We start from the raw sequence: 14,717 nt of genomic DNA, 5'->3' as shown, positions 1-14,717 counted from the left end.
CTAGCCTATATAAATTCGGTGAGCAGAATTAGGAAATGTTCTAAAGATAGGGCTTGTCATTGCATGCGGTAATGACCAATAAATGATCCCGAGTAGAACCCTTAGCGGTAATCCCCCGAATTTAAAATGCATGATGAGACTTAAAACCGCACCAATGATGAAAAGCTGGGGAGCATATCCGATAAGTAATCCAATGCCCGTGAGCAAATACACGGGCAGTCCAGTAGTCAAGGGAATTCCGGCAATACGCGGCTCTTCTGACAACATAAAGGTGGTATAGTTATGAGACATAACTTAAACCCCAATGAGTAAAAATAATGAGTAGCGGTAAGCCCACAAATACCCAGGGGCTTTTGCTTTTCATCCAGGTAAACCCGGCCACCAATGTTTCTGCACCATATAAATAACCCGGTAAGTCCGAATTCTTTCCGAAAGTAGCACTGACATCACTTTTCATCCCACTAAGATAATTTTGCCCTGCTTCTGCATGGCCAGTACTGGTAAAACACAGCATAAGAAACCAACAGAAGACCAGAACAGGCATTGACCATTTTAAAAACTCATGGAGCTGAATGCTTTTCTCCCTGACCATTGCATTGATAGTCATAAATTGTTTCTTTTTCATTTTGATAACTTCCCATGTATCACTTCCAATTGGTCAATGATGTGTTTTACTTCTTCTATGTAGGGGATAACTAACGAAGAGAAATACACGCAGCTCCATGTCTCTGACTTCACGTGCTCCAGTGTTTTATGGACTAACTTAAGTGTTTCGGTTGCAGAATGAATTCTATTTTTTTCAATGTATTCCCCAGATAGTTTCATTACAGCACCAGCATGGCTGACATCAACCGAGCAATACTCCTTGGTGTTCGTAGCCGCCAATTGGCTTAAATTGTTTCCAAGGTATTTGCAATCAGTAGCCAGTTCTTCTTTGTCAACAGAGGCCGAATACACAGCGCCTGATAACACGATTGCCCCAATAAAAAGCATCGAATTTTTGTAAACATTCCTTCTCATTTTGAGTTGCCCTCCCTTTTTTAGGTAAAAAAATCCCCTGCCCTATTTTTTAGGGCATAATTAATTCAGTTTGTTTATTGTTTATCGAGCGACTTAAAAAATCCCGGAAATGACTTTCACTAGCCCCTGCTCTAAGGCTGGGCGTGCGTCAGCAAACTTTAAGTTGACCTTATCAGCATTCGACACGATTCGAACTCGATATTTTTTAAATGCACTGGTGTTTGAATAACTTTGAGAAGTCCCGCTAGAGGATCCATTTCCAATATTCGCCCTGAATTGCTCTTTGATTTGAACCCCTTTTCCTGCGTGCTCACTAATCAGCACATCCGTAATCATGGTGTAATTGACATCCTTTACTAAGGCATCCGCGGCTAAACCAATTACACCTCCAGCAAGCCCTCCTGCAATCATCCCGTTGCTTGAATTGGTAAAACTGCCTGCAGCAGTGCCTACTGCTGCACCTGCAATAGCTGAACCATAGCCCCCGCCTAATGCAGATTGGCTTGCAGCAATACTCATCTTACCAACCTTAAGCACATTCGCTTGTAAGAGATAATGGGCAGCCCCTGGATTATTCATCACCTTATAACCTTGAGAAATTAAGGCTGTTTTTAATTGGGGGGTAATATCCATGTCTTCATCGGCAGTAGATTTCACGGAAATATACACTGTTTTCTCAGCATTCGAGACGGGCTCTAGAAAAACAGTCTCGCTCTGTTTTGTGCTGACTTGTAATGATCCATGTTCGATTGCGGTTTGGGTTGCAGCACAGCCTGCTAGTGCCAAGACAGAACTCACTAAAAAAGCATTGGGTATTACTTTATTTTTTGCATTCATGATTAATCCTTTATTTCCCGAGCCTTATTTTTTTCAAATATTTCTAATCGGTGTACAGCCATTGACTTTGGAGCAGATATACCTACATCAACTTTTCCATCTACATTTTTAAGAATGGTGATACATATTTCATTCATGACCATGATGCTTTCGCCCACTTTTCTGGATAAAATCAACATTTCTATTTCATTCCTTGTTTAATGGGATCGCATGCTCTAACTCTGATATTGATCGGTATTTCTTTAAATGATCTTCCAATCGCAAAGTGGCTTCTTGAATCTTTTTTCTATTTGATCGACCACATGATTCTGACAAAAGACGATTCGCACTTTGCGATAGCCGAATTGTTATATGAACACTCCTGTAATTGTTATCCGATTCCAATTTCTTTTCCTTAAAAAAATAAACCTGTATTCGATTTTATAATTTCAATTAAAATAAATGGTGGCTGAACATATGTAAGAGGTAGGAAATAACTTTTGAAATTAATAAACATTTAATGTTATTATTTTGAAAGGCGCTTAGCTGCCTACCGAATAGGGAACGACTGTTTGGCGACTGTGTTCCCTGTTCTCCACTCTTCTATTTTTTTATTTTATAAATTTTCTTTTATCATTTATATAAGTAAAAATTACGTTCTTTAGATTATATTTGAATAACGCAAAATCTGATTAATTTGCGACTTTGTCAAATTCTTTGATAATGACTCTTGAAGCTTGTTTTTAATATTAAGGATGTAACCCTCAACTGTTCTGTGTGATATCTCCATTTCTTTTGCAATATGCTTCGAGGTATACCCCCTAGTTAGTAGGCGAGCACACTCAGCCTGCTTTCCAGTCAAATATAAATTATCTGATTCATTTAATAGAAAATATCTATTAATTTTTGTTTGCTCTAAAAACTCTTGCCTTATTTTTTCAGAGACATCCATATTATTAACTCGATTAAAATTTATATCTTGTTTAAATGGTAAATATATGCGATTTTGCTCCGCTTCTTTTATCAAAGAATGTGCTTTATCATTGAAGTAATGAATAAACCTCTGAAGTAGATCAATATTTCCTATATAAAAATTATTTATTGAATATTTATCTTTGCTTGATGCAAAAATGTATAAATAAGTAACATCCTCTCTTTTAATAATAAAGCTAATCCCATTATCGATATTAAAAAAATCTCTACCTTGAAGATATATAGGATCTTTACAATCTAATTCCGACCACAAAAAATAACCTTTCGGAAGTAAATGCTCTACATCTACAGCTCCAATAGAATTAAATAACGAATTTTTATAAAAATGAGCAATCCACTCTGGATTATTTGTCAATAACTCTCGGGAGCAATCACTATTGTATATTTTTATGTAATTGAAATATGTAATTCCAATTGATTCAAGTAAAGGATTAAATAGTTCCCGTATATTTGTACTACTAGTTAACGCATGATGCTTTTGTAAATTTATACCGTCCATATATAACCTTTATTAACTCATGCTAACGAAAGATTCTTATCCTCTCGAATCACAGGTTCATCTAATTTTGTTAACATATTTATTAATGCACAAACATTAGATTGCACTAAAGGAATAGACTTCTGTTCCTCTGTAAGAAACCCCTTTTTTTGACATATATTCAAGAAACTAAATAACGAATCAAAAAAACCATCTATATTTAGAAAACCTATTCTTTTATTGATCTCCCCTATTTTTATTGCATTCCATGTTTCTATAGCCTCTTCAAGAGTACCGATACCACCAGGCATTACGATAAAAGTATCTGCTAAATGTTGCATTAGTTTTTTTCTTTCTTGCATAGATTCAACTACATGCAGATTATCTAATATTTCTAGCGGTTTTTCCTTCTCAATGAGGTGACGCGTAATTACACCTATGACTTTACCACCAGACTCCTTTACGGTTTTGGCCAACAATCCCATCATCCCAAGACTAGAGCCGCCGTAAATCAAGGTAAGATCCAAATCAGCTATCTCGTTTCCGAGTTTAATAACCGCCTCTTTAAACGCGTCGTCATTACCAAAATTTGCACCCAAATACACACATACTGACTTCATCACGCAACCTTATTTTTTTGTATTTTAATATTATATTCAATGTAATTGGTAAAGATTATACGTAAAAAATACCTGTTTAATTGATTACCTGTTATGCTCGATGGCTAATGTACGCGCCGCGTACACTAAAGCTTATCTTCCAAATATTTACCTAAATATTCAGTGAAATTATCAATATCTATTTTTTTAATGATCGGCTTTGATAACGAAATTCTTCCCTCACTTGTGATTCTAAATAAAACCTCTCCTGTTTTCCCTTCATATACTCGCGATGAGTTTCTGTTTGTTTTAATATTCGACAAGTGCTTTTCAATAAACTTTTTGAGATTATCTGTTCCATATCCTTCTCTAATTTTTTGAGCACAATTCATAACAGCTGCTAAATATTCATCCCCTTTACTGCACATCAGAGACAAAAAAGCCGCTGTCTTAGGTTTCACTTTTGTCATATCTTCAACAGATTCCCAAACTTCTTTTGGCACTTTATTAAAAGACATTAGTTCACTAAAAGATGTCTTAGGTATATTCAATCTTCTAGAAAGCTCATTTTGACTAATGTTTAAATCAATCATTAGTTTCTCATAAGCAACAGCTAAAGAATAAGCTGATAGACTTTTTTTCTTGTTTTCACTTGTTTGAATTACCAGACAACCCGCATCGTCTTCTTTTGTTATAACCACTTTTAAATTCAAATTAGCAATAGTACATGCTCGCCATCTTCTTTCACCAGCAATAACTTCATACTCAAAATCTAAAGAATCTATCTTTCTAACTATTGCTGGTTGTAATTGTCCATTTTGCTTTATATCTTCTGCTAACTCGTCGATACTACCGAGTTCAAATCGATTTCTATCTGCATACTTCCAATTCCGACATTTTTTAGGATCAATCTCTAAAATATTATAATTTTCTTTATTCGCTAACTCTTCCTCTAATGATTCAATCTGCTCCTTTAGACTTTTATTTTCTTCTATTTCTTTAGTGGCAATATTTTTCCAATCTGACGCATTGTCCTTAATAATAGCTCCGGTTACAGCCTGTTTTCGAATATCAACTTTCATTCACTACCCCCTACGCCTTCAAAATAAAATCAATTACACCAAGGTATTCTTCAGCCACTCTAGAAGTTGGCTCATAATCTACAATTGACTGAGAAATGGCTGGGCTTTTACATTCCTTTACTTTTACACTCTTAGAAATAACAATAGGACAGAACTCTTTGGGATATGTTTCTTTTAAGCTGTTAATAATTGCGCTATCAAAGACGGACATGGGCTTTGACATAGAATTACCTACAATAGCTGCAACTTTTAAATTATCTGCAACTTTTCTCATTTTTAAAACATCTACCTTATCAAAAACATCTTGCATACCCCAACTATCATATAAGTCAATAGTAAAAGGCATCACAACTTTGGTTGTTGCAGCTAAAATCGCATCAAACCAAGGAGAGTCTGTAGGTATCCCATCACAAATTACTACATCATATATGGATCTATATCCTTCTATTTTTTCTTTTAATCTAAACAGCAGATCTTGTGGTGGGATTGCGTCCAAAACACCTCTCAATTCTTTCCCAGTAGCAATTACATCAAGGTGATCGTTATATTTAAAAGGAGTTCCACTTTTCCCAAGAAGGAGATCGCTCGTAGATAATCCAATGTTTGAAGGGGATTTGACTAAAGATAAACTCAAATGTCCTTGAGGATCTAAATCAATAGCAAGAACTCTTTTTTTGTAAGTATTAGCTAAAATAAGTGAAAAATTAAATGATTGTGTAGTTTTTCCTACACCGCCCTTATTTGTAATAATACTCCAAACATCTGCAGCTTTGTTCATTATTTGAGAATGAGTATTATCATCACCACCCTCGTTATTTATCCAGCTTTCCAATATTTTTAATGCTTGCACCGGTGCTTTTGTATAATATTTCTGCTCCCTACCCATCATCCATTTTTTTATAGTATTGACGGAATACCCAGTTATTTGAGATATATCCGATTGCTTCAATGAATATAAATCTCTTATCTTTTTTATTCTGTCATTAACGTCTAAATCTTGAATTGCTTCTGTCATCATGAATCCTCGCCATTGAACGGCCCTTTTAATGACCATATTGGTTTTAAATAAATCTGTTTTTAATTAAAATAATTTACCGCAGAACCATAGTAGTTCCATTTAGGAACCAATTCAATATCATTGACACCGCAAGTTCCTCTAGGATAAGATATTTTTTGAATTTTTCTGAATATGGCAATCTAATTAAGAGGAAAGATATAGAGAACAATTAGAATTTAATAGATAAGTGGCCATGACTAGTTTCGCAGACCAGTCATGGCTTATAACAATTAGCTTGGAACGAAGCTAAACACCAAAAACATCAAGGAATGAATAGTTCCATCGAAATTTTTGGATCCATCCACGGATTATTTTAGCTTTGTTCCCCTAAAAAAACAATAAAAACAATAAAGGTAAGGGATATTATCTATGGGGAACCTTTGTTCAATTTTTCACATGAGATTTAAAAGTCTCATGAAAGTTATTCCATCTGCCCGAAAAGCGCAGCTTGTGGATTATATACTGCTCGGCTGGCAAACCAGTACCTACACTTTAAAAAACTCAAGTAATAAATGGTTTATGAAGCCTTACGCTCAAATCGTAGAGGATACAGGCATCCCCAAAAGCACCCTGGAGCGATACATCAAAGAATTACACGAAGAAGGATTCATTGAAAGACGCCAGGCGCTCTATAGTAGAACCAGAGATCAGGGTGGCTTTGAAGTTAAAAAGGGCAACTACATTCACATTACCGATAAACTACTGGCATTAATTAAGCCCTCTGAACCTGCTTCCAATATTCCACCATCGGATATAAAAGATATTAACAACGATATCAATGCGTCTAATGAGGATAAGCATCAAAATCAGGACAAGATCAAACCAAAATGCAATAATGTTACTATAAATGAGGGGATCGATCCCCTCAAAATGAGGGGATTATATATAAGTGATCTTTATCCCTCTTCTTTTATTAATACTATTAGTTTTAAAAAACTAACTCGTTCTGTGGATAAACCCACACTACAGCGATTAAGCCAGCAATTCGATACTATCCAAAACTTCTTCTGTTCAGAAATCAAGGAAGAAATCCCTGATGAAGTCAAAAAACTGGTATTAGGCACGTTCTTCAATCTAAGTTTTACACACAAAAAGCAACTTTCATCTCCGAAACAACTGGCAGCGGAATATTTGTTTGTCCTGCTTAACAATGAATTTTATTTACCGGATGTGACCTGTTTTAAGCATCGTAATAACATCCTTTCAAAAATGATCCGGGAAAATCGCTGGCGAACTCCTAAGGGGTTCTATAAGCACTTTTACTTGGGACAAGATTTTAAAGACCAACAGGCACTGCGCGAAGAACGATATCAGCAGCAGAAAAATAACGAAATAAATTACGACTATGAGAGGATTGAAGAGCAAAAAGACGAACGACTTGCCCAGTTAGAAGCGCAAATGCTTGAAAAAAGCCTCTTAATTGAGACGTTGACTCAAAGTATTTATCAGCAATCCACTGAAGAAATGATTGTTTCGATTAGAGAGCGTATTCAAGAGATAAAACGCGAACTGGAGCAGCTATGGCAGCAACAGTTTTTAATTGAGCAAGAGAATGAACGGCAACCATTTAATCCCATAAAGCAGTGTGCATAAGTATGGGGGAACTGTAGGAAGCTGGAATCAGCCTACTTGGTGTTCTCAGTGGAAAGGTACTCAGGATTAAAGTGCTAAAGACTGGGCTAGAAATAACCATTTCATTTAGCCCAAGATCACGAGCCGTTCGTTTGTTTGATCCAGTCGTTTATCGCTTCAGTGCTGTCTTTAATGACAGTGATCGCCTGCTGATATAATGGTTCAAGCAAGTCACTTTGGCCCGCTTTCCAGTAGCGTTCCAAGTATTGGCAGGCTATTTTGATGCGGGTAGCGCCTACATACACTGCACCGCCTTTGATTTTATGGGCGAGTTGCTGGGTTTTTTCCCAGTTGCCCTCATCGTGCGCTTTTTGCATTAACGAAAAATCTTGGGGTAAGGAGTCCTTCACCATAAACGCCAACATATCAGCCAGCTGAGATTGGGTTCCGGTTGTCTTTAAACCTTCCTCAACGTCTAAGAGTGGAAACTCATTGAGCTGAAATAAATGCGCTTCTTCCTCTGGCAAGTCTGCGCGATAAGCAGCATTTCCAGCGCGGGGATCTGGGGATTGACGCCCCGGAATAAACGCCGTGACAATATCAGAACAATTTTTAGCCGTAAGCGGTTTGGTCAGTACGGCATTCATACCCGCATCGATACAGCGTTTTTTATTCTCATCGCCGGCATGTGCCGTTAAGGCAATAATAGGCGTATGCGTTTTTTTGGTTAATTCCTGCACGCGAATCGCATGCGTCACCTCGTAACCGTCTACATCAGGCAAGCCGATGTCCATCAGGATCAAATCATAGTGTTGCGTTTTCCATAAATCGAGCGCGGTCTTGCCGTCTTCTGCGATATCAACGGCACATTGAAGTTTGGATAATAATGATCGGGCGGCATGCTGTGCAATGATGTTATCTTCAACCACGAGTACTCGGTGCTCAGCGGATTCTACGGAGGGGCAGGGTGGTGGTTTAATTTGCTGTGCATACGTCGTTTCGTACAGTTGATCGACCAGCGAATCCTGTTCTTCCATGCCTAAATCATTATCGAGAAGCGGCTCCTGGAGAGGGATGACGCAGGTGAAGGATGAGCCCTTGCGAGGCTCACTTTTAACATAAATTTCACCGTTTAATTCATCCACAAATTGCTTCACTACCGATAAACCCAAGCCAGCCCCTTTATAAATGCCCTGGTAGGAAGGGGTTAAGCGCTTAAATTGAACATAGATTTCCTGCTGTTTGTCTTTGGGAATGCCCATGCCTGAATCTTCAACAACCAGCATTAACACCAATTGCTTCCCTTCCTGTTTAGCAAGATGCGCGGATAATTTCACAAATCCAGTATCCGTGAAATTTAAGGCATTGGCCACTAATTCAAGGATAATGCGATGAATACGCACCTTATCCCCTATGACATAACGGGGGATAGCTTCATCAAATTGTAAAGACAGCGATAATCGTTTCTGGGCGGCTCTCGCCATGTTCAATTTAATGACATGCTCTAATGCTGCTTTTAAATCAAACTTCTTTTTAAGCCTGGGGATTTCTCCTGAACTGACACGAATGGCTTCAAGCACTTCATCCAATAAATCCAATAGGGCATGGCTGGAGGCTACCAAGTTCTCAGAGTATTCTTTGATGTGGGGGTTATCCGATTCCATTTTAAGTAAATCGGCAAACCCTACAATACCGGTTAATGGGGTACGGATATCGTGGCGCATGTTCTCCAGAAATTCTGTTTTCGCCTGGCTGGCTGCTTCAGCGCCTTTTTTAGCTTCAATGAGTGATTTTTGCAGTTGTTCTATTTCGGTAATGTTAATGGATATCCCCATTATTCCTACCGTTTCATTATTTTTATTTTTTAAAGGCACTTTTTGAGATAGAAAAGTGGATTGAACGCCGTTGATTAACCCGGTTTCTTTGATGGTAACGGGCTCTCCGGTGCGCATCACTTCCCTATTGGTTTGATTCACTGTTTCGGCAATTTCTTTCCAGGGCATATCGTCGTTCGTTTTTCCAACAATATCCAATCGGTTACTAAGACCAATATTGTTGGCATGCTCCTGATTGCAGCCCAGATAGCGATTGTTTTGATCTAACCAATAAATATGCCCAGGAATATAATTCATCATGTGATGATAAAAGGATAATTCCTCTTCAAGCTCCCGAAGACGTTTTAGTAATTCATCCTGCAGTAGTCCGTTAGGATTATCGCTCATTTAGTCTTAGCCATTCTGACATAGTTTATTTTTCTAGCTAATTATAGTTCAGTTTCATTGAACAATAGTTCCTGATATTTACGGGGTGTTGGGTCATACAGGGGATAATAAGTAATTGAATCACAAAACACATGGTTTAAAAACAAAAGACTAGGGTTTTCAAAAGTGCATCCCTCTTTTTTTGCGAAATAAGCATGCTGATTAAACGCCTCCCATTCCTGTGCGATAGGGGCCTTGAATGCGCTGTTATTTTCATAGGCTTCCTTGTAAATACAGGGCGTGTTTCTTAGATTGCCTGAAAATTGAGGATGCGCTGCAAAATTCGCCAAAAGGATTTGTATAGGCGACTGTTGATTTAAACGATTAACATAGGTCTCGGGCCGTTCAACACCGTCTGGGTAGTTTACAATTCCTTCACAGATTATCGCCGCTTGACACTTATTATCGAAACGGGGTGTTAAGTAAAATTCTTTTTTGTCGAGGGATGGTGTAAACCCTAACAAGAGTTCATCATGATAGCGGTGCTTTACAAAACGAGAAACCTTAATGATGAGTGGAATATTGTGTTGCAAAGCGCTCAAAAGGATCACTTTGGCTGTTGGATACTGTGGAAGATAGCTGCGTTTATGATCGTCGTAACGAATGACTAACAATTCCATTAGTGCTGGGTTATCATACAGCTGACTATGTCTCTGAATAATTTGGCACGACATAAAGGACAACTCTTTCTGCGCACTGGAAACGAAAGACTTTATTTTATTGTGCACTAATCCAAGACCATTTAATGCCTCCAAACAGGTTTTTTCATAGAGCATAAACGACGAAGAGGGCAGTTGTTTTTTAGTCAGGGTTAGCAAATAAGACAACACGATAAATTTAACATCGAAAAGCAATTCATTATCAAACCCAAGATAGAGGCCATGTTCCTGAAGATAGCTCTCAATGGTTTGTCTTGTATGCTCATTGATTGGCGGTAATGCGCTTATTTTTTCAATGATTGTATTGAAGGATTGCATCACCGAATGCCAAACAGAGAAAGCGCTCGTATCGCGATACTTATTAGTCATATGCCATAAAGCAAATGCTCTAATGTGGCAAGCATTCTCACAAACCAGCGGGTCTAGGGCATTCAGCTCGTTGGTTATGAACAGGTGAACGGCTTCCTGGCAAAGCATGAAGAGGTTTTTCAATGTTTCTTTAGGAAAGTTAATCAGTTTATGAAGAAAGTCTTGAGGAAAGAGGTGCGAGAGATTTTGGGTCATAAATGTATTATCCATAATTACATGGACGATGATTGTACAAAAAATAATCATAAAAAGCAATATGTGATCAATTAATAAAGCGGGTTGTTTTAAAATAAATTCTAGAGTCGCACTGCCTGCGGAAAGAAATAAGGTAAACTTGATTAATTATCAATGAGATAGAGAAAATAATGTCTCTAAAGAAAACAGCGGAAAAAGTCAAGACTGGTTCTTCTTAAAAAAAGAAGATACAATGCATCTCCCAAATCTTTATCCAAAGCCAGGCTTTTGTGGATAAGTTTTTTTGAACATCGCTCTATAAACCCCTCTTTTATTGCTTTCCTCCTTCAAGCCCCTTGATTACAAAGGCTTATCGCGTATTAACGACAAGAAATCACGGTTTCACTTATCCACAAAATCTGTGGATAACGATGTGTATAGAATGTTAGAGCGCTGATAAGTAAAGGAAAAAAGCCACTGCCCAGACATTTTTTAATCTGTGTTGAGGCGAAGAGCACTATGATGCTCGTCTGCTTGCCAGATACTGGAGACGTTGGCATCTTTGAGGAGTTGATTGCCATGCAAATGCTCCCAGGCTGCATGGCGGCAGGCGATTTGCGATTCGACCGGCAAGGACTCAACGTCAATTCGTTCATCAGAGTCCATCACCTCAATGATATCGATACTCCCGTATCGTTTGTGCTGCCAAAGGACGTATGCTTTTGGCCAGTAATAGCGGAAATGAACGGTCACTTGTTTTCCATCCAAATGACAATCGGTTTGATGCAGAGACATGGTATTCACTCCTTAGAAAGACCACAGTAGGGTAGGGGAGTGTTTAATAAAAGACAAGACTGGAAAAATCGGCGCATTATCGTTAAGCTTCGCGCATGAAAACCGTATCGCTCTTAATTATTCTTTTATTTAGCCAGGTGTGTGATGCAGTACCGCCTACTAATTTCGCGCAAGCTAAAAAAATAGCAACGGCCGTATTTGAGTCACATCCCATCACCCTGTATTGCCAGTGCCATTACCAAAACAAGCAAATTGATTTGGCAAGCTGCCAGATGAATGCCGCCGCCGATAAAAAACGCGCCCTGCGCCTGGAATGGGAACATATGATGCCCGCCGCAAATTTTGGCCGGCAATTCGCCTGTTGGCGGGAGCCGCTTTGCCGACGTACTAACGGAACACCTTATAAAGGGCGGGCTTGTTGTGAAAAAATAGAGCCGCGGTTTCGTCAAGCGGAAGCTGAGCTTTATAATTTATGGCCGGAAGTTGGTTTGTTAAATCAGCTCCGTTCTGATTATCGCTATGCCGAGCTCCCTAATAAATCCAAAACCTACGGCTGTGAGTTTTACGTGGATAGCGCTACACGTCGGATTGAGCCTGCCGATGCGGTGAAAGGCCTTGTTGCCCGTGCAAACCTTTTTATGGCTGACCGCTATGGCATTGCATTAAGTGGCGCACAAAAACAATTATTTCTTGCCTGGCATCGTCAGTTTCCGCCAACGGCTTGGGAAAAAGAGTGGGCTAGTCAAGTGGCTGGTATTGAAGGTTATTCTAATCCCTGGATTGATGCGGCTTCTTAGACCATTAATTGATGATGGGTGTTCGTTTTTAAAGTCGGCTTATTGCCTTTTTGCGACAATTTGACAGCCCGTATGGCTTTACTATACTTAAAGTGTAGACAGAAGATCGCGAAAGCGAACTCTTTAGTCTGCATCAGAAAACCACCTCAGGGTGGTTTTTGTTTTTCTGTCGCAAGCATCGGAGAAACCATGGGCTTAGGGCAGTATCGCGCCAAACGAAATTTTTCCCGTACCCGTGAACCTCCGGGCTGTGAATCTTTCACTAATCAGTTCCGCTTTGTTATCCAAAAGCATCAAGCCTCCCATCTGCATTATGACTTTCGCTTAGAGCTTCAAGGCGTTTTAAAAAGCTGGGCGGTGCCAAGGGGGCCGAGTTCTAATCCCGCTATCAAACGCACCGCTTTTCAAACAGAAGACCATCCATTGGATTACGCGGAATTTGAAGGGGAAATCCCTAAAGGGGAATATGGTGCGGGCACGGTAATACTATGGGATAACGGCATTTGGGAGCCGTTCGATGACAATCCCATTGGCAGTTTCTATAAAGGGCATTTACGATTTAGCTTACACGGTGAGAAACTCCAGGGGGATTGGGAGCTCATTCGTAGTGCAAAGGAAAACACCTGGCGACTAGTGAAGATGAACGATGAGTTTAGTGACTTCAATCCCATCCCTATTGTGGAGCGAATGCCGGCGAGTGTATTAAGCGGCTTAACGCTTGAACAGTTCACTGATAACCCACAAGCGAAGCCACAATTAGTTCATCGAAGCGCCAAACAACGAATCGATGAGCGCCTGGCTCGAGTACACAATGAGGCGATGCCTGAGAAAATGTCACCTCAGCTCACCACACTGGCAGATACACCGCCAACAGGGGATGCCTGGCTTCATGAAATCAAATGGGATGGTTACCGGATGCTGGCCTTTAAGAAGGGCGATACGGTATATATCATGTCCCGCAATCACATCGACTGGACAATATCCTTTCAGGTGATTGCTGATAAAATTCGTCTGTTGCCATTTGAAAACCTCATTCTCGATGGCGAAATGGTCATTTTTGATGAATCCAATCGCGCGAGTTTTCAGTGCATGCAAAATGCCATTGATGCCGGTTCAAATTCCCCATTTCGTTATTATTGCTATGACCTGCTGTATTACCACAGCAAAAGCCTCCTCTCATTACCGCTTATTGAGCGTAAATCGCTACTACAAGCAGTGCTTCGCCAGGCACCGAGTGCGATTCGCTACAATGACCATATACTGGGTGATGGCCGTGAGGTGTTCGCTAATGCCTGTCGTTTGGGCCTTGAAGGCATTGTGTCTAAATTAGCCGATAGCCCTTATCAGACCAAACGCAGCAAAAGCTGGCTTAAAATCAAATGCGTCAAACGCCAGGAATTTGTTATCGCGGGATTTACACCGCCGCAGGTATTTCCTTTTGTTGATTTTGTTCTTGCGGAACTTTCTTCAACAGGATACGCCACCTAATTTATTTTTCCATACACCAGATTCGAGCATAACTCGGAACAAACAGTTAATACCTCTGATTTTGCAATGCTAAAACAATTCTATTCAAAATTGCTAAATCAAGAGTTAAGTACTAGGGATGCAGATAAAGTTATTAGAGGATTTATCGATCTTCATTCCGCCTCTGATGTTAGAAGCAAGCTAAAGCTCATAGAAGATAGAATGGTTGGAGTTGAGCCATCTCTGCAGCTAGGTTTAAAGCTTGAATTAGCTTATAAGTCTAAAAAACTTGAAGGTATCTATATTCCCTCAATTATTTCTATGTTGAAAGAATATAACCGGTCTGACTTAGACGGCATGTTTTTTGGAATTACCAAACAGTGGTATAAGAATTTAAGGCGCAAAAGTTCGATTGACCAGATTAAGGACTATTTAACTTCTGCCAAGAAAAGATTTTCTCAGTCTAAAGGAAATCAAGATGATTTATATTTCAATGTTGCCAAGATAGCATATAAAGAATTGGCTGATTCAATTAACTAACTAATAATGTTCCCGAAATCTAGCTTTAATTACAGAAG

The 14,717-nt window shown here is 39.2% G+C and carries 17 protein-coding genes; 4 read left to right on the top strand and 13 right to left on the bottom strand.

Features of this window, described 5'->3' with window-relative positions; all coding sequences use genetic code 11:
* From traL to LXA66_RS01550, 10 genes are all read right to left on the bottom strand, one after another.
* The gene (gene traL, locus LXA66_RS01595; protein WP_058508450.1) at positions 1 to 291 is read right to left on the bottom strand and encodes a type IV conjugative transfer system protein TraL; all 291 of its coding nucleotides are present in this window, start codon (positions 289 to 291) and stop codon (positions 1 to 3) included.
* Positions 281 to 625: a type IV conjugative transfer system pilin TraA gene (locus tag LXA66_RS01590; RefSeq protein ID WP_233011637.1), complete on the bottom strand. Its 345-nt coding sequence runs from the start codon at positions 623 to 625 to the stop codon at positions 281 to 283. The genes traL and LXA66_RS01590 overlap by 11 nt, the downstream gene beginning before the upstream one ends.
* On the bottom strand, positions 622 to 1,020 hold the full coding sequence (locus tag LXA66_RS01585; protein WP_065236176.1) for a hypothetical protein: 399 nt from the start codon (positions 1,018 to 1,020) through the stop codon (positions 622 to 624). Before LXA66_RS01585 ends, LXA66_RS01590 begins: the two co-directional genes overlap by 4 nt.
* 93 nt (positions 1,021 to 1,113) lie before the next feature.
* Positions 1,114 to 1,857 (bottom strand): complement resistance protein TraT, encoded by a 744-nt coding sequence (locus LXA66_RS01580; RefSeq protein ID WP_058508448.1) that lies wholly within the window; start codon positions 1,855 to 1,857, stop codon positions 1,114 to 1,116.
* Between the two features lie 2 nt (positions 1,858 to 1,859).
* Positions 1,860 to 2,036, bottom strand: a complete 177-nt coding sequence (locus tag LXA66_RS01575) for a carbon storage regulator (protein ID WP_083499264.1) — start codon at positions 2,034 to 2,036, stop codon at positions 1,860 to 1,862.
* A gap of 7 nt (positions 2,037 to 2,043) precedes the next feature.
* The gene (locus tag LXA66_RS01570; protein WP_083499263.1) at positions 2,044 to 2,241 is read right to left on the bottom strand and encodes a TraY domain-containing protein; all 198 of its coding nucleotides are present in this window, start codon (positions 2,239 to 2,241) and stop codon (positions 2,044 to 2,046) included.
* Positions 2,242 to 2,497: 256 nt separating this feature from the next.
* Positions 2,498 to 3,328 (bottom strand): helix-turn-helix transcriptional regulator, encoded by an 831-nt coding sequence (locus LXA66_RS01565; RefSeq protein ID WP_058508446.1) that lies wholly within the window; start codon positions 3,326 to 3,328, stop codon positions 2,498 to 2,500.
* A 17-nt stretch (positions 3,329 to 3,345) separates the two neighbouring features.
* The gene (locus tag LXA66_RS01560; protein WP_058508445.1) at positions 3,346 to 3,927 is read right to left on the bottom strand and encodes a TIGR00730 family Rossman fold protein; all 582 of its coding nucleotides are present in this window, start codon (positions 3,925 to 3,927) and stop codon (positions 3,346 to 3,348) included.
* 125 nt (positions 3,928 to 4,052) lie between these two features.
* Positions 4,053 to 4,988 (bottom strand): ParB/RepB/Spo0J family partition protein, encoded by a 936-nt coding sequence (locus LXA66_RS01555; protein WP_058508444.1) that lies wholly within the window; start codon positions 4,986 to 4,988, stop codon positions 4,053 to 4,055.
* Positions 4,989 to 4,998: 10 nt separating this feature from the next.
* Complete coding sequence (locus LXA66_RS01550) at positions 4,999 to 6,006, bottom strand: AAA family ATPase (RefSeq protein WP_160037296.1); 1,008 nt, start codon at positions 6,004 to 6,006, stop codon at positions 4,999 to 5,001.
* A gap of 453 nt (positions 6,007 to 6,459) precedes the next feature.
* On the opposite strand from LXA66_RS01550, the gene LXA66_RS01545 reads away from it, so the two are divergent.
* The gene (locus tag LXA66_RS01545) at positions 6,460 to 7,638 is read left to right on the top strand and encodes a helix-turn-helix domain-containing protein (protein ID WP_233011636.1); all 1,179 of its coding nucleotides are present in this window, start codon (positions 6,460 to 6,462) and stop codon (positions 7,636 to 7,638) included.
* A 116-nt stretch (positions 7,639 to 7,754) separates the two neighbouring features.
* On the opposite strand, the gene LXA66_RS01540 is transcribed toward LXA66_RS01545, so the two are convergent.
* The 3 genes from LXA66_RS01540 to LXA66_RS01530 form a co-directional block, all read right to left on the bottom strand.
* Positions 7,755 to 9,839, bottom strand: coding sequence for a response regulator (locus tag LXA66_RS01540; RefSeq protein WP_115343326.1), 2,085 nt, complete (start codon positions 9,837 to 9,839; stop codon positions 7,755 to 7,757).
* A 41-nt stretch (positions 9,840 to 9,880) separates the two neighbouring features.
* Positions 9,881 to 11,101, bottom strand: a complete 1,221-nt coding sequence (locus LXA66_RS01535; RefSeq protein ID WP_058523985.1) for a hypothetical protein — start codon at positions 11,099 to 11,101, stop codon at positions 9,881 to 9,883.
* 471 nt (positions 11,102 to 11,572) lie between these two features.
* Positions 11,573 to 11,875, bottom strand: a complete 303-nt coding sequence (locus tag LXA66_RS01530; protein WP_058508232.1) for a hypothetical protein — start codon at positions 11,873 to 11,875, stop codon at positions 11,573 to 11,575.
* A gap of 95 nt (positions 11,876 to 11,970) precedes the next feature.
* Between LXA66_RS01530 and LXA66_RS01525 the strand changes: the two genes are divergently transcribed.
* The 3 genes from LXA66_RS01525 (at position 11,971) to LXA66_RS01515 (ending at position 14,679) form a co-directional block, all read left to right on the top strand.
* Positions 11,971 to 12,672, top strand: a complete 702-nt coding sequence (locus tag LXA66_RS01525) for an endonuclease (protein WP_058508231.1) — start codon at positions 11,971 to 11,973, stop codon at positions 12,670 to 12,672.
* Positions 12,673 to 12,861: 189 nt separating this feature from the next.
* On the top strand, positions 12,862 to 14,160 hold the full coding sequence (locus LXA66_RS01520) for a DNA polymerase ligase N-terminal domain-containing protein (protein ID WP_233011635.1): 1,299 nt from the start codon (positions 12,862 to 12,864) through the stop codon (positions 14,158 to 14,160).
* Positions 14,161 to 14,226: 66 nt separating this feature from the next.
* Positions 14,227 to 14,679 (top strand): hypothetical protein, encoded by a 453-nt coding sequence (locus LXA66_RS01515; protein ID WP_233011634.1) that lies wholly within the window; start codon positions 14,227 to 14,229, stop codon positions 14,677 to 14,679.
* Positions 14,680 to 14,717 lie beyond the last annotated feature (38 nt).

The sequence above is a fragment of the Legionella sp. 16cNR16C genome, from assembly GCF_021297775.1.
GTDB lineage: Bacteria > Pseudomonadota > Gammaproteobacteria > Legionellales > Legionellaceae > Legionella_C > Legionella_C quinlivanii_A.
This window is presented reverse-complemented; position numbering and strand designations above follow the sequence as displayed.